We start from the raw sequence: 14,343 nt of genomic DNA, 5'->3' as shown, positions 1-14,343 counted from the left end.
TCGGGTGGTCCGTATCTTCGAAAGGCCGAAATGCCCAAGGCGTTCGACATCACCAACCCGCCGTTCGATCGTCTGACGCCGGGCGAGGCCGAGACGTTGCGGGCCGCGCTGGACATCGGGTACTTCAGTCCGGGCGAAGCGATCATCGGGCGGGACGCCCCGGCGGAGGCGCTCTATGTCGTGATCAAGGGCATCGTCGAGGAGCGGAACGAAGCCGACCTGCTGGCATTGCTCGGTCCCAAAGACACGTTCGACAGTCGTGCGCTCGTTCACGACCATAGCGGCCACCAGTTTATCGCCCGCGACGAGACGCTTTGCTACGTGATCCCCCGGAAGGTCGCGCTCGGTCTGATCAAGGCGAACCCGCGCTTTGCGGCTTTTTTCTACCGGGAGATATCCCAGAAGCTGGACGAACTCGCCAACGACGAGGAGACGGGACGTTACGGCTCGTTGATGCACGCCAAGGTCGGCGAACTGTTCCTGCATCCGCCGGTGTTTCTGGCTGCCAGTGATACGATCGAGGCCGCCGGGCATCTGATGCGCGAGATCAACAGCAATGCGCTGTTTGTCCGGGACGGTGAGCGGATCGGCATCGTGACCGGCATGAACCTGTCCAAAGCGGTGGTGCTGCGGCGCCAGTCCATCCAGACGCCGGTCGGCGAGCTCGCGAATTTCGACATCGTGTCGCTGCGCCGTGACGATTTCGTCTCCTCGGCCCTCCTGCTCATGACCAAGCACAACAAGCGGCGGCTTGCCGTGCGCGACGGCGAAGAGCTCGTCGGAATTCTGGAGGAGATCGATCTGCTGGGGTTCTTGGCGGGAAGCGCTCAAGTCATTGCCGGCCGCATCGATCGAGCCTCGAGTCAGCAGGACCTCGCCACCGCGGCGCGGGAGATCGAGACGCAAACGCGCGTGCTGCGACGGCAAGGGGTCAAGGTAGAGGTCATTGCGGAGATCGTCTCCGACCTCAATCGACGCCTGCTGTCTCGATTGTTCGAAATGGTCGCGCCGGCCGAGCTGCGCACCAGCAGCTGCCTGATCGTGATGGGAAGCGAAGGGCGGGGCGAGCAGACCATCCGTACCGACCAGGACAACGGCCTTATCCTCGCAGGTCCGATGCAGGGCGAAATCCTGGAGGCGTTCCGTCAGGAATTCTTCGTCGCTCTGCAGAGCTTCGGCTTTCCGCCCTGTCCGGGCGATATCATGGTGCGCAATCCGCTATGGTCCCGGCCGCTTTCGGAGTATCGCGCGGATTTGCGTCGCTGGATCGTGCTTCCCGATCAGGCCGGGCACATGAATGTGGCCATCGTCTACGATGCGCAGGCGATCGCGGGCAATGAGCAGCTCCTGAACGACGCCAAGACGGCGCTGATCGACATGACCCGGGGCGAGCAGGCGTTCATGTCCCACTTCGCGCGCGCCGTTGACGCGTTCGAAACGCCGATCGGCCTCTTCAACAACCTGATCACGTCGGAGGGCACCGGCGATGCCCTGGATCTCAAGAAGGGCGGCATCTTTCCCATCGTGCACGGCGTTCGCAGCCTGGCGCTCGAACAGGGCCTGCGCGAGACCTCCACCGACAAGCGGATTTCCCGGCTCTGTGATCTCGGCGTGCTGCAACGGGACTTTGGACGCGACTTGAAACAAGCCTTCCGATTCCTGCTGATGCTTCGGCTCGATGGGCAGCTGGCCGCATCCGCGGGCGCATCGGGAACTCTGGTAAGACCGGCGCACTTGTCCAGCATGGAACGTCATCTGTTGCGTGACGCGCTCCAGGTGGTGAAGAAGTTTCGGGAAATTGTCGGTCATCATTTCAAGCTCGGCATGTTCTAGAATGCTGCCCCGTGCGATCAAACGACTGTTGCACCAGGCGACCCTGAGCGATCAATCGTATCGCTTCATGTTCGATCGCGCTCCGGACGACGAGTTTGTCGTCATCGATTGCGAGACCACCGGTCTGAATGTGCGAACGGACAACGTCGTCGCCATTGCCGCAATCAAGATCCGCGGCAACCGGATTTTGACCAGCGCGCGCTTCGAAGCCATCGTCCATCCCGACAGCGAACTGGAGGCGGAGGCGATCAAGATTCACCGCTTGCGCCGGTCCGACGTCGAAGCGTCGCCGATCGTCTGGAAGGTGCTGCCCGGCTTTCTGCATTTCATCGGGCCGCGCCCGCTGATCGGCTATTATGTCGACTTCGACATCGCCATGCTGGACAAGTACATCCTGCCGCTGGTGGGAATCGAACTGCCCAACGAACGCATCGAAGTGTCGCGGCTCTACTACGAACGCAAATACGGCAACGCGCCGCCGAATACCGAGGTCGATCTGTCGTTCGCCGCGATCCTCCACGACCTCTGCATTCCGCCTCTTGGGCAGCACGATGCTTTCAACGACGCATTGATGACTGCGATGATGTTCCTGCAGTTGCGCGACCTGACCAGGCGCGGCGTCCGTATCGCGCGCCAACGTGCCAGCCCCGTTTTCAATCAGTTCGGGGGATAACCGGGCCCGGCGCAGCGGAGCAGATTGCCCAACAGCTACAGACGGAAACGTACAGGTACTTTAATACCTGTACTGTGCATGGGGTTGTTCTTCAGATTTTGATGGAGCCTTGGCCGGCCGAGCCCGGACCGACGTTCCGCGGTCGCAAGACTAGCCCGCCGCCTCGTCGAATTGTGTGCTCGCCTCGAGCCACTGCTCCTCGGCGCGCGCCAATGCCTCGGCCGCATTGGCGCGGGCCTTCGACAGCTGCGCGGCCTGCTTGGGATCTCGGGTGAAGATGTCGGGCAGGGCGAGCGCCGTGTCGATCTTGGTGATGATGTCGCTGACGCGGGCGATCTCGGCTTCCGCTTCGGCGATGCGCTTCCTGAGCGAGCCGCGATTGTCCGACTTCGGGCGCTGCGGCTTCTCGGCTGCCGTGCTGCGCTCGCGCGGGGCGGGTTCGCTGTTGCGCGCCGACAGGACCAGGCGGCGGTATTCGTCAAGGTCGCCGTCGTAATTGGTGACGGTGCGGTCGGCGACGATCCAGAGCCGGTCGGCGCAGGCCTCGATCAGATAGCGATCATGCGAGACCATGATCACCGCGCCGGGGAATTCGTTGATGGCTTCCGCAAGCGCAGCGCGGCTGTCGATGTCGAGATGGTTGGTCGGCTCGTCCAGGATGATCATGTTGGGGCCGAAGAAGGTCGCAATGCCGAGCAACAGCCGCGCCTTCTCGCCGCCCGACAGTCTTGCCACCTTGATGTCGGCCGCCTTGCCGGAGAAGCCGATCGCGCCGGCGCGCGCCCGCACTTTCGCTTCCGGCGCATCGCCCATCAGCTTGCGGACGTGATCGTAGGCGGAGGCGTCCTCGTTCAGCTCGTCGAGCTGATGCTGCGCGAAATAGGCGATCGAGAGCTTGTCGGCGCGCGTGACCTTGCCCGAGAACGGCGCGAGGCGGCCGGCGAGCAGCTTCACCAGCGTCGACTTGCCGTTGCCGTTGGCGCCGAGAAGGGCGATGCGGTCGTCATTGTCGATGCGCAAGGTGACGCGGCCGAGCACCGGCGTCGCCGGATCGTAGCCGACCGAGGCGTTGTCGACGGCGATGATCGGCGGCGACAGGATTTTTTCCGGCGCGGGGAAGCTGATCTCGCGCACGTCTTCGGTGACCAGCGCGGTGATCGGCTTCAGCCGCTCCAGCATCTTGACGCGCGATTGGGCCTGGCGCGCTTTCGAGGCCTTGGCCTTGAAGCGGTCGACGAAGGCCTGCAGGCGGGCGCGTTCGGCCTCCTGGCGCTTGACCGCCTTTGCATCGAGCAGCTCGCGCGCGGCGCGCTGCTCCTCGAAGGAGGAGTAGCTGCCCTTGTAGAGCGTGAGCTTGCCGCGCTCCAGATGCAGGATCTGGTCGACCGAGCTTTCGAGGAGGTCGCGGTCGTGGCTGATCACGATCACCGTGCGCGGATAATGCGCCAAGTGATCCTCCAGCCACAGCGTGCCTTCGAGATCGAGATAGTTGGTGGGCTCGTCGAGCAGCAACAGGTCGGGGGCCGCGAACAGCGTCGCGGCGAGCGCGACGCGCATGCGCCAGCCGCCGGAGAATTCGGCGCAGGGACGGAGCTGATCGGCGGCGGAGAAGCCGAGGCCGGACAGGATCGCGGCGGCACGGCTCGGCGCCGAATGCGCGTCGATGTCGACCAGCCGGGTCTGGATCTCGGCGATCCGGTGCGGATCGGTGGCGCTCTCGGCTTCGTGCAGCAGCGCGTCGCGTTCGAGATCGGCCTTGAGCACGACCGAGATCAGGCTCTCGGGGCCGTTCGGGGCTTCCTGCGCGAGGCTGCCCACCCGCCAGCGCGGCGGCAGGGTCACCGCGCCGTGCTCGGCCGCGAGCTCGCCGCGGATCACCTTGAACAGCGTCGATTTGCCGGTGCCGTTGCGTCCGACCATGCCGACGCGCGATCCGGGCGTGATCTGCACGGAACTCTGGTCAATCAAAAGGCGTCCGGCGAGGCGGATGGAGAGGTCGGTGATAGCAAGCATGCGGCCTTGTCACCGCAGCCGGGATCAAACGCAACCCGTTTTTGCGCAGCCCGTTCTACGTCTACGGCCTGTCAGTGAGCGCCGCCTTCGCGGTCGCGCTTCTTCAGCTCGTCGAGGAGCTGTTCGAGATGCGTGGGCAGCCGGGGGTCGGGGCGGAGTCTCTGCTGAAGCCGTTCCCCCACGGCATCGCAAATCGAGCGGCTGGTGCGCCGGTCGATTTGTTCGCTGTCATTGGCGAAAGGGCCCGTCATCACGAGGTTCCATGTTGCAGAGTAACGACACGGTACCAAGTCGTTGGCCTCCAAATGGTTTCGCCGGTCGTGGGAAATGCCGGACATTCTCGTGAAAATTGTATGAATTCGTCGTGCCTGCTCAAATGCGAGGCCCCGGCGGGGGGATCGCCGGGGCCTCTCTTGGAAGGTGCCGTGGGGGGCCGGCACCCTGAGTTAAGGTGCTGTCGGGCTCAGTAGCAGCGGTTGATCAGCCGCCAGCGGGGTCCCCAGGGGGTCGGGACCAGCCGGCGCACATAGCAGCCGCCATAACCGTAGGAGACGGGGGCATAGAAGCGCGGGCCACCCCAGCCATAGCCGTGATGCCAGCCGCCGCCGTGCCAGCCCCAGCCGCCGCCATGCCAGTGAGCAGAGGCCGAGGTCGGTGCCAGCGCGGCACCCAGCGCGACCGCAGCGACAGCGGCAAGCGAAAGTTTCCTCAACATGGTGATCTCCTCAAAACTGCCGGCGCGGGGTATCGCGTCGATGGAAAGGCCGCCGAAACGGTCTGCCTGATGATCAGGCTTTGGTTTCGATAGACCCAACCTTACGCCGGCGAAGCTGAACCAAAGCCTGAATGGGGGCTTCAGATTGGGTTCATCTCGATGAAATCTCGGTAATCCATCGCTGGATCCGCCGGGGCGGCCTGCGGCGAAGCGCCCGGGAGGCGGGTTTTGGCGGTCGCTTGCCGTCTGGCGAAGGCGCCGATATAAGCCCCGCAACTCCGAACCACCGCATTTCTTCTCAAGGACAAGATCATGGCCATCGAACGCACTTTCTCGATCATCAAGCCCGATGCGACCGCGCGTAACCTGACCGGTGCGGTTAACGCCGTGATCGAGAAGGCGGGCCTGCGAATCGTCGCGCAGAAGCGCATCCGCATGACCAAGGAACAGGCCGAGACCTTCTATGCCGTCCACAAGGCGCGTCCGTTCTTCGGCGAGCTCGTCGAGTTCATGACCTCGGGCCCGGTGGTCGTCCAGGTGCTCGAAGGCGAGAACGCCGTCGCCAAGTACCGCGACGCGATGGGCGCGACCGATCCGTCAAAGGCGGCCGAAGGCACCATTCGCAAGCTCTACGCAAAGTCGATCGGCGAGAACTCCGCACACGGTTCGGATGCACCGGAGACCGCCGCGATCGAGATCGCGCAGTTCTTCTCGGGCAACGAGATCGTCGGCTGATCATTCAGCCGATAAGTTAAAGCGACGGGGCGAAAGGACTCATTGTGAACTGGCTCTGGCAGATCTTCGATCCCGCTACGATCGGGGCATTCTTCACCCAGTTCCGCAATGAGATGGCCGAGCCGACCTTCTGGATTGCGGTCGGCAAGATCATCTGGATCAACATCCTGCTCTCCGGCGACAACGCGCTGGTGATCGCGCTCGCCTGCCGCGGCCTCAAGCCGCGGCACCGTCTGTGGGGCATGATCCTGGGCGCCGGCGCGGCGGTGCTGCTGCGGATCATCTTCACCGGCATCGTCGCAAGCCTGATGGAGCTGCCGTATCTCAAGCTCGTCGGCGGTCTCGCGCTGATCGTGATCGCGGCCAAGCTCCTGGTGCCTGAAAACGAGGACGAGGACGGCGTCGAGTCGGCCTCGCATCTGTGGCAGGCGGTGCAGATCGTCGTCGTCGCCGACATCGTCATGAGCCTGGACAACGTCATTGCGGTCGCCGCCGCGGCCAATGGCAGCGTGCCGCTGTTGATCCTCGGCCTTGCCATCAGCGTTCCCCTGATCGTCGCCGGTGCGGCGCTGATCATGGCGCTGCTCGCCAAGCTCCCGGTCCTGGTGTGGGCGGGCGCTGCGCTGCTCGGCTGGATCGCGGGCGAGGTGATCGCGACCGATCCCGGCGTCGCACCGAAGCTGCACACGCTGTTCGACGGTCCGTTCGGTGCCTCGCTGGACAACATGCTCGGTGCACTGCGCATCCCGGCCCAATTCGGCCATGGCGGTGGAGGCGGCGAATATTTCTGCGCGGCGCTCGGCGTCATCGTCGTGCTGGTCGTCGGCACCATCTGGCGCCGGCGCAGCCTGAGCCAGGCGGCGCTGGAATCCTCCGAGCGCCACGCCAAGGCGTCGGCAGAGTAAACTTTTCCGAGGGACGCATATCTCACCTCTCCCGCAGGGAGAGGTGAACTACCGACGCACGATCGAGCCGGCCCGGTTGACCAGGCGGGCGAGCTGGCGGAAGCGGCTGCCGACGCGGTCGGCGACGATGTCGCCGAGACGATGCTCGAACACCAGCATCAATTTGCGGCCCTGGCTGCGGAAATGCGTGGCGGGCAGCACGCCCGGCCGCGCCGCCGAGATCAGATGCGCGACGCGGAATGCCGCGCCGAGCAGGCGGGCGCGGTCGAGCTGGGCCGGCGTCAGTAACTCCTGCATGGTGGCCGGCGGTTGGTTTTCCTCGCTCAGGCCCGCATAGCGATAGAACACGGACAGGCCGACGAAGGCGCGCTCGGTGTGGGTGATCGCGCCGAAATTGCCGTTGACGACGAGGCTCAGCGTCTGCTCGCCGCGGTGATCGGGATGCACGCGCCAGCCGATGTCGGAGAGCAGGCACGCGGTGTGGCGCAAGCGGCGGTCTTCCTCGGTCTCGCGCAGCTTCACGACGCGCGCCAGGCGATCGGTCCAGGCGATCAGCTCGCGGGCGTGCTTGGCCGAGCGCGACAGCAGCTGGTTGAGCTCTTCGGCTGCGCAGATCAGCCCGTCCTTGTTGCGCTCGGTTTCCGTCAGCTTCTCGTGCAGCAGGCCCTCGCGTACGCCGAAGGTCGAGAACACGATGGTCTTGGGCTTTGCCACGCGGATGATGTGCTCGAGCACCAGCGCCGCGTAGGTGAGGAGCGGGCGCCGCGCATCGGCAACGATCTCGATATCGGCGAGCATGTCGGCGGCCGCCAGACGGCGAAGGCGGCGCGAAAAGTCGAGCGCTTCCGCTGCAGAGATGGAATAGCCGTGCATCACCTGGAGCGGATAGCCGCTCTGAATGATGTGGATGCGCGCGAGCGCGCGCCAGGTGCCGCCGACGGCGTAGAATGTGCGGCCGCTGCCCGCCTTGAGCTGCGGCACCCCGTCGAGCTCCTCGCGCACGATACGGTCGGCGCGCTTGAGCGATTTGTGGGCGAGGTCCTGGAGCGCGAGCCCGCCGAGCGGCAGCGTCACGCCGCTGCGCACGCTGTTCCTGCGCACGTCGATCAGTTCGAGCGAGCCGCCGCCGAGATCGCCGACGATGCCGTCGGGGTGGTGGATGCCAGAAATCACGCCGAGCGCCGACAGCCGCGCCTCGCGCGGGCCCGACAGAATCTCGATCTTGACGGCGCAGATGCGCTCGGCCTTGGCGATGAAGTCGGGGCCATTGGAGGCGTCGCGGCAGGCGGCGGTCGCGATCGCGAACACGCGACCGACCTGCATCACGCGGCACAGCGCGCGGAATCGCTTCAGCGAGGTCAGCGCCTTGTCGACGGCGTCGGGCGCAAGCAGCCCCGTGCTCTGCACCTCGCGCCCGAGGCCGCACAGCGTCTTCTCGTTGAAGATCGGAATGAGGCTCCGCGCCAGTCCCTCGTAGACGACGAGGCGGACCGAGTTGGAACCGATGTCGATGACCGCGACGCTCGAGCCGCGCTTGCGCGGCCGAGTCACGTCGACGCCCGATCAGGATGGATGGCGTTCGTTCCGGCGCGTGAGACGACGCGGCGAGGATTCCTTGAGCGACTTTCCACGGCCAGACAGACTCGGATTTGTCATGAAGTAGTTGTGGACGTTGAAAGGCTCCTCGCCCTTCGCGGTCTTCATACGCGTTGAGGACCCATCCGGCAACAATTGCCAGCTCTGCTCATTGTCCTTGAGATTCGCGACCATGATCTGTTCGAGAACCTGCTGATGCACCGTGGGATTTTGCAGCGGACACAGCACCTCGACGCGGCGGTCGAGGTTGCGCGGCATCATGTCGGCCGAGGAGATATACACAGCCGCTTTCGTACTCGGCAGCCCCTGGCCCATGCCGAAGCAGTAGATTCGGCCGTGTTCCAGGAAGCGCCCGATGATCGACTTGACGCGGATGTTCTCCGATAGGTCGGGGATACCGGGCCTGAGGCAACAGATACCGCGTACCACGAGCTCGACCTGGACACCGGCCTGTGAGGCCTCGTACAGCGCGTCGATGATGTCGGGGTCGACCAGCGCATTCATCTTCATCCAGACCGCGCCGGGGCGGCCGTGCCGCGCATGCGCGGTCTCGCCCTGGATGTGCTCGATGATGCGCTTGCGCAGGGTCAGCGGCGACACCGCCATCTTTTCCAGATCGCTCGGCGCGGCATAGCCGGTGATGAAGTTGAAGACGCGCGCGGCGTCGCGCCCGATGGTCGGCTCGGAGGTGAAGTAGGAGAGGTCGGTGTAGATGCGCGCGGTGACCGGGTGGTAGTTGCCGGTGCCGGTGTGGACGTAGGTCGTGAGGCTGCCGCCCTCGCGGCGCACCACCATCGAGAGTTTTGCGTGCGTCTTCAGTTCGAGGAAGCCATAGACGACCTGCACGCCGGCGCGCTCGAGGTCGCGCGCCCAGCGGATGTTGGCCTCCTCGTCGAAGCGCGCCTTGAGCTCGATCAGCGCGGTGACGGATTTGCCGGCCTCGGCGGCTTCGGCGAGCGCGCGCACGATCGGCGAATTGTTGGAGGTGCGGTAGAGCGTCTGCTTGATCGCGACGACATCGGGGTCGCGCGTTGCCTGCTGGAGGAACTGCACCACCACGTCGAAGGATTCGTAGGGGTGATGGACCACGAGGTCCTTCTGCCGGATCGCGGCAAAGATGTCGCCGCCATGCTCGCGCACGCGCTCGGGATGGCGCGGCACGTAAGGGGTGAATTCGAGGTCGGGCCGGTCGAGGCGGGTGAGCTGCGACAGCTCGTTCATGGCGAGCACGCCGTCGACCAGGAAGACTTCGTCATCGGCGGCGGAGAGGGCATGCTGCACGAAGTTGCGCAGCTGCTCCGGCATTTTGGCGTCGATCTCGAGCCGGATCACCGATCCGCGGCGGCGGCGCTTCAGCGCGGTCTCGAACAGGCGGACGAGATCCTCGGCCTCTTCCTCGATTTCGAGCTCGGAGTCGCGGAGGATGCGGAAGGCGCCCTGTCCATGCAGATTGTAGCCGGGGAACAGTCGGTTGATGAACAGGGCGGTCGCCTGCTCCAGCGAGATCAGCCGCATCGTGCCCTCGGACGGCAGGCGGATGAAGCGGTCGATCTTGCCGGGCATGCGGATCAGCGCATTCATCTGCTTGCCGTCGGCGGCGCGCGTGAGCTGGAGCGCGATGGTGAAGCCGAGGCTCGGGATGAACGGGAAGGGATGGGCCGGGTCGATCGCGAGCGGCGTCAGCAGCGGGAACACGTTGTTGAGGAAGTAGTCCTCGATCCAGGTCCGCTCCGCCTTGGTGACCTCCTTGCCGTCCACCAGCACGATGCCGACATCGGCCAGCGTGGCGCGCAGGTCGCGCCAGATCGCCTGCTGGTCGGAAGCAAGCTGGGAGACCGTGCGGTTGATCAGCGCGAGCTGCTCGGACGGCGTCAGGCCGTCGGGGCTGCGCTCGGCAATGCCCTCGCGCACCTGGGCCTTGATGCCGGCGACGCGGACCATGAAGAATTCGTCGAGGTTGTTCGCGGAAATCGACAGGAATCGCACCCGCTCCAGCACGGGATGGCTGGGATTGACCGATTCCTCCAGGACGCGGCGGTTGAAATGCAGCCAGGACAGCTCGCGGTTGATGAATCGCTCGGGGCTCGATGCGATCGCCGGCAGGCTCTCGGTCTCCGGGACTTTTTCTTTTATTTCAACAGCTTGCGCGGAGTCCATGAGAAGTCGGTCCATCCAGTTTGCCCCAATTTGCGACTGACGCGCAAAACCGCCGGGAGCATGTGTTAGGGCGATGACGTTTCGATGACATTGATGTTCCGCCGTTCCGCGCCGTCAAGCGGCGTTGGGGCGGGGTCAGGCGTCGCGGAGCAGTTCGGCGGCCAGCGCCCGGGTCACGGGGCGGCCGAGCCGCAGGGCCTCGCTGTCGAGCAGTTCCACGGCCTGCCGGGCGGCGGCCGAGGATCGCTCCAGGCGGGTGGCGAGGTAGCTGACCACGCTCTCGTCCACGGTGAGCTGGCGGTCGGCGCAGAATTTGACGATCAGGCCGCGGAAGAGCTGGTCGTCAGGAGGCAGCAGCGTGACCACCGGCACTGCGCGCAGCCGCGAGCGCAGGTCGTTGAGCTCGATGTCCAGCGCAGCCGGCACATCGCGCCCCGTGAACAGGACGTAGGCGCCGTCCTCACGGGCGAGGTTCATCAGGTGGAAGAGGGCGCGCTCGTCAAAATCCTTGGCCTTGAGATCCTCGACCACCAGCGCGCCGGTGGCGAGCGCGCCAGGAACGCCTGCGGCGGTCAACGCATTGGCCGTGGTCGAGCGGGCGCCGGCCTCCTCGGCCCAGATCGCGGCGAGATGGCTCTTGCCGCTGCCTTCGGGGCCGGCCAGCCACATGATCCGGTTCGGCCATTCCGGCCAGCCGTCGATCAAGGCGAGGCCGGCAGCGTTGGCGGGGCCTTCGAGGAAATTGTCCCGGCTGAGGCTCTCCGCGTGCGGCAGCGAGAACGCCAATTGTCGGGGGTGAACGCGGCCTGCCACGCTTGCTTTGCTCCATGCCGGACGGCCGGCTTCGCTTGAAAGATTCGACTTGATCGGGCGTGAGTTGGCCTTTTGCGGGGCCGGTTCGCGCTCATTTGGCCTCGATCGTGCTCATGTGCCGGACCCACTCGACGAGATAGAGCGACACGGAGGAGAGCGTGAAGATCGTGACGAGGCCCATCAGGATAATATCATAGGGCGCCGGCTTGAACCCGAAGGCAAGCGCGGCCAGCACCAGCGCCGCGAATGCCACCTGGGCGACGGTGTTGAGCTTCGACACTTTCGACGGCTTCATCTCGACGGGCCGGTCGAACAGCCAGGACACGATCACGGCGGCGACAATCATGATGTCGCGGGATACCACCAGGATCACGATCCAGCGCGGAATCGCGCCCCAGATGCCGAGCGACATATAGATCGAGACCAGCAGCGCCTTGTCCGCGAGCGGATCGAGCAAGGCCCCGAGCTCGCTTGCCATGTTGAAGCGCTTGGCGAGGAAGCCGTCCACGGCATCGCTGATCCCGGCGATCAGGAAGACGGCGAACGCCACCTCCATTTGGCTCGACACGATGGCCCAGACGATGATCGGGACCAGCATGATGCGGCCCAAAGTGATGATGTTCGGAATACTCACGCGGCGCTTCCCGGCACCCGGCCTGACCTCGAATCCGCCCCGTTTGAAGGCTGAACCCGTTGATATCTACATAGTATGGCGCCGAGCGCCATGCGAGCCATTGCGCGTCCCCGGAATTCGACGTAACCAGCCGCAACCCCACTGGAAATCGGGCATGACCGACCGCAAAAACGGCCTCACCTACGCCGATTCAGGCGTCGATATCGACGCGGGCAACCGCCTGGTCGATCTGATCAAGCCGATGGTGCGCGCCACCGCGCGGCCCGGCGCCGACGCCGAGATCGGCGGCTTCGGCGGCCTGTTCGACCTCAAGGCGGCCGGTTTCAGGGATCCCGTCCTGGTCGCCGCCACCGACGGCGTCGGAACCAAGGTCAAGATCGCGATCGAAACCGGCCTGCATGGCGGCATTGGCATCGATCTGGTCGCCATGAGCGTCAACGACCTCGTGGTGCAGGGCGCCGAGCCGCTGTTCTTCCTCGACTATTTCGCCTGCGGCAAGCTCGATCCGGAGGCGACCGCCTCGATCGTCGCCGGCGTCGCCGAAGGCTGCCGGGAATCCGGCTGTGCCCTGATCGGCGGCGAGACCGCCGAGATGCCAGGCCTCTACAAGGACGGCGACTATGACCTCGGCGGCTTTGCCGTCGGCGCCGCCGAGCGCGGTACGCTGTTGCCGCGCAAGGACATCGCCGCAGGAGACGCCGTGATCGGTCTTGCCTCGTCGGGCGTGCACTCCAACGGCTTCTCGCTGGTGCGCAAGATCGTCGAGCAGTCCGGTCTCGGCTTCGAGGCGCCGGCGCCGTTCGCGCCTGTCATGACGCTCGGCGGCGCGCTGCTGACGCCGACGAAGCTCTACGTCAAATCCTGCCTGCGCGCGATCCGAGAGACCGGCGCGGTGAAGGGGCTCGCCCACATCACCGGCGGCGGCTTCACCGACAACATTCCGCGCGTGCTGCCCAAGAACCTTGGCGTCGGCATCGATCTGGCGCGGCTGCCCGTGCTACCGGTGTTCAAATGGCTGGCCGCGCAGGCCGGCATCGCCGAGCTCGAAATGCTGCGCACCTTCAACTGCGGCATCGGCATGATCGCGATCGTCGAGCCGGACAAGGTCGACCGGGTCGTGCAGGTCTTCACCGAAGCAGGCGAGAGCGTGGCGCAGCTCGGCACCGTGATCCCCGCCGAGGGCGAGCATCGCGTCGTCTACAATGGCCATCTCGATCTGGCGCCGTGATGAAGCGCCGCGTCGCCATCCTGATTTCCGGCCGCGGCTCCAACATGGTCGCGCTGATCAAGGCAGCCAGCGCGCCGGATTTTCCGGCGGAAATTTCCCTCGTCATCTCGAACAAGGCCGATGCACCTGGGCTCGAACGGGCCAGGGCGAGCGGCGTGAACACGCTGGTGATCGAGAGCAAGCCGTTCGGCAAGGATCGCGCCGGCTTCGAGGCGGTGCTGCAGGCCGCGCTCGATCAGCACGGCATCGAGCTGATCTGTCTTGGCGGCTTCATGCGCCTGTTCACGGCCGAATTCACCAGGGCCTGGTACGGGCGGATGCTCAACATCCATCCCTCGCTGCTGCCGTCCTTCCCCGGCCTCGACCCGCACGGTCAGGCCCTGCGCGCCGGCGTGAAACTGTCTGGCGCGACGGTGCACTTCGTGATCCCCGAGACCGATGCCGGCCCGATCGTGATGCAGGGCGCGGTTCCCGTCAGCGACCACGATACGGCGGACACGCTGTCGGAACGCATCCTCGAAGTCGAGCACCGCATCTATCCGGCCGCGCTGCGGCTATTGGCGACCGGCAAGGTCCAGATCGAGGGCGATGTCTGCAAGACGGCGGGCAGCGGACCGTCGGAGAATTTCCTGGTTTCGCCCGTGGCGAGCTGAGGCGCCGTCGCGTTTCGTCGTCACAAACAAAATCCCCCGGCAGAGCCGGGGGCATCGTCGTGATGTCTCGCGTGTGGAACGAGAGATCAGGAGACCTTGAGGTTCTCCGCGGATGATTTTCCGCGGTTCTCCACGAGGTCGTATTCAACCACCTGGTTTTCGTTGAGGGTGGAGAGTCCAGCACGCTCGACGGCGGAGATGTGGACGAACACGTCCTTGTCGCTGCCGTTCGGCTTGATGAACCCATAGCCCTTGGTCGGGTTGAACCACTTGACGGTGCCCTTTTGTGGCATCGTTCGTCTCCTCCGCTAGATACAAAAAAGACGCGGCCGCTTTTCGCGTGCCACGCCACAAACGGGCTTCCGGAAGTCTGTTCGAGTCTTGAGTC

Annotated in this window: 14 protein-coding genes; 6 read left to right on the top strand and 8 right to left on the bottom strand. The window is 65.1% G+C overall.

What is annotated here, in order from left to right:
- Window positions 1-30 precede the first annotated feature (30 nt).
- Both ACVWW6_RS31615 and ACVWW6_RS31610 read left to right on the top strand, forming a co-directional pair.
- Window positions 31-1,833, top strand: coding sequence for a putative nucleotidyltransferase substrate binding domain-containing protein (locus tag ACVWW6_RS31615; protein WP_271612810.1), 1,803 nt, complete (start codon window positions 31-33; stop codon window positions 1,831-1,833).
- A gap of 1 nt (window position 1,834) precedes the next feature.
- Window positions 1,835-2,506 (top strand): 3'-5' exonuclease, encoded by a 672-nt coding sequence (locus ACVWW6_RS31610; protein ID WP_028171103.1) that lies wholly within the window; start codon window positions 1,835-1,837, stop codon window positions 2,504-2,506.
- A 150-nt stretch (window positions 2,507-2,656) separates the two neighbouring features.
- Here ACVWW6_RS31610 and ACVWW6_RS31605 read toward each other — a convergent pair whose 3' ends face one another.
- The 3 genes from ACVWW6_RS31605 to ACVWW6_RS31595 form a co-directional block, all read right to left on the bottom strand.
- The gene (locus ACVWW6_RS31605; protein ID WP_456682013.1) at window positions 2,657-4,519 is read right to left on the bottom strand and encodes an ABC-F family ATP-binding cassette domain-containing protein; all 1,863 of its coding nucleotides are present in this window, start codon (window positions 4,517-4,519) and stop codon (window positions 2,657-2,659) included.
- Between the two features lie 71 nt (window positions 4,520-4,590).
- Window positions 4,591-4,770 carry a hypothetical protein gene (locus tag ACVWW6_RS31600; RefSeq protein ID WP_028171105.1) on the bottom strand — a complete coding sequence of 60 codons (180 nt, stop codon included), beginning with the start codon at window positions 4,768-4,770 and terminating at the stop codon, window positions 4,591-4,593.
- A gap of 212 nt (window positions 4,771-4,982) precedes the next feature.
- Window positions 4,983-5,234 (bottom strand): hypothetical protein, encoded by a 252-nt coding sequence (locus tag ACVWW6_RS31595; RefSeq protein WP_027576269.1) that lies wholly within the window; start codon window positions 5,232-5,234, stop codon window positions 4,983-4,985.
- 312 nt (window positions 5,235-5,546) lie between these two features.
- Here ACVWW6_RS31595 and ndk point away from each other — a divergent pair, with 312 nt between their 5' ends.
- Together ndk and ACVWW6_RS31585 are read left to right on the top strand one after the other, a co-directional pair.
- Complete coding sequence (gene ndk / locus ACVWW6_RS31590; RefSeq protein WP_011086893.1) at window positions 5,547-5,969, top strand: nucleoside-diphosphate kinase; 423 nt, start codon at window positions 5,547-5,549, stop codon at window positions 5,967-5,969.
- 44 nt (window positions 5,970-6,013) lie between these two features.
- On the top strand, window positions 6,014-6,874 hold the full coding sequence (locus tag ACVWW6_RS31585; protein ID WP_028171106.1) for a TerC family protein: 861 nt from the start codon (window positions 6,014-6,016) through the stop codon (window positions 6,872-6,874).
- A 48-nt stretch (window positions 6,875-6,922) separates the two neighbouring features.
- On the opposite strand, the gene ppx is transcribed toward ACVWW6_RS31585, so the two are convergent.
- The 4 genes from ppx to ACVWW6_RS31565 all read right to left on the bottom strand — a co-directional run bounded on the left by ppx (window position 6,923) and on the right by ACVWW6_RS31565 (window position 12,074).
- Window positions 6,923-8,425 (bottom strand): exopolyphosphatase, encoded by a 1,503-nt coding sequence (gene ppx / locus ACVWW6_RS31580; protein ID WP_060911754.1) that lies wholly within the window; start codon window positions 8,423-8,425, stop codon window positions 6,923-6,925.
- 12 nt (window positions 8,426-8,437) lie between these two features.
- Entirely contained in the window at window positions 8,438-10,627 is a 2,190-nt protein-coding gene (locus ACVWW6_RS31575; protein WP_456683200.1) for an RNA degradosome polyphosphate kinase, read from the bottom strand.
- A 135-nt stretch (window positions 10,628-10,762) separates the two neighbouring features.
- Window positions 10,763-11,440, bottom strand: a complete 678-nt coding sequence (locus ACVWW6_RS31570; RefSeq protein ID WP_028171109.1) for a P-loop NTPase family protein — start codon at window positions 11,438-11,440, stop codon at window positions 10,763-10,765.
- 91 nt (window positions 11,441-11,531) lie between these two features.
- Window positions 11,532-12,074 (bottom strand): CDP-alcohol phosphatidyltransferase family protein, encoded by a 543-nt coding sequence (locus ACVWW6_RS31565; protein ID WP_011086898.1) that lies wholly within the window; start codon window positions 12,072-12,074, stop codon window positions 11,532-11,534.
- A 154-nt stretch (window positions 12,075-12,228) separates the two neighbouring features.
- On the opposite strand from ACVWW6_RS31565, the gene purM reads away from it, so the two are divergent.
- Window positions 12,229-13,302: a phosphoribosylformylglycinamidine cyclo-ligase gene (purM, locus tag ACVWW6_RS31560; RefSeq protein ID WP_456682012.1), complete on the top strand. Its 1,074-nt coding sequence runs from the start codon at window positions 12,229-12,231 to the stop codon at window positions 13,300-13,302.
- Complete coding sequence (purN, locus tag ACVWW6_RS31555; protein WP_304565163.1) at window positions 13,302-13,955, top strand: phosphoribosylglycinamide formyltransferase; 654 nt, start codon at window positions 13,302-13,304, stop codon at window positions 13,953-13,955. Before purM ends, purN begins: the two co-directional genes overlap by 1 nt.
- An 86-nt stretch (window positions 13,956-14,041) precedes the next feature.
- Here the strand turns inward: purN and ACVWW6_RS31550 are convergent, their stop codons facing one another.
- Window positions 14,042-14,248: a cold-shock protein gene (locus ACVWW6_RS31550; RefSeq protein ID WP_008129967.1), complete on the bottom strand. Its 207-nt coding sequence runs from the start codon at window positions 14,246-14,248 to the stop codon at window positions 14,042-14,044.
- Between the last annotated feature and the right edge of the window lie 95 nt (window positions 14,249-14,343).

The sequence above is a fragment of the Bradyrhizobium sp. USDA 3311 genome, from assembly GCF_054062495.1.
Note: the sequence above shows the minus strand (reverse complement) of the source record. Positions and strands in the feature narration are given on the sequence as shown.

What these genes read in the sequence shown, in the direction of transcription:
- ndk (WP_011086893.1), top strand. Translation starts at nt 5,547, where the DNA reads ATGGCCATCGAACGCACTTTCTCGATCATCAAGCCCGATGCGACCGCG.
- ACVWW6_RS31600 (WP_028171105.1), bottom strand. Translation starts at nt 4,770, where the DNA reads ATGACGGGCCCTTTCGCCAATGACAGCGAACAAATCGACCGGCGCACC.
- ACVWW6_RS31605 (WP_456682013.1), bottom strand. Translation starts at nt 4,519, where the DNA reads ATGCTTGCTATCACCGACCTCTCCATCCGCCTCGCCGGACGCCTTTTG.
- ACVWW6_RS31610 (WP_028171103.1), top strand. Translation starts at nt 1,835, where the DNA reads ATGCTGCCCCGTGCGATCAAACGACTGTTGCACCAGGCGACCCTGAGC.
- purM (WP_456682012.1), top strand. Translation starts at nt 12,229, where the DNA reads ATGACCGACCGCAAAAACGGCCTCACCTACGCCGATTCAGGCGTCGAT.
- purN (WP_304565163.1), top strand. Translation starts at nt 13,302, where the DNA reads ATGAAGCGCCGCGTCGCCATCCTGATTTCCGGCCGCGGCTCCAACATG.
- ACVWW6_RS31615 (WP_271612810.1), top strand. Translation starts at nt 31, where the DNA reads ATGCCCAAGGCGTTCGACATCACCAACCCGCCGTTCGATCGTCTGACG.
- ACVWW6_RS31575 (WP_456683200.1), bottom strand. Translation starts at nt 10,627, where the DNA reads ATGGACTCCGCGCAAGCTGTTGAAATAAAAGAAAAAGTCCCGGAGACC.
- ACVWW6_RS31595 (WP_027576269.1), bottom strand. Translation starts at nt 5,234, where the DNA reads ATGTTGAGGAAACTTTCGCTTGCCGCTGTCGCTGCGGTCGCGCTGGGT.
- ACVWW6_RS31550 (WP_008129967.1), bottom strand. Translation starts at nt 14,248, where the DNA reads ATGCCACAAAAGGGCACCGTCAAGTGGTTCAACCCGACCAAGGGCTAT.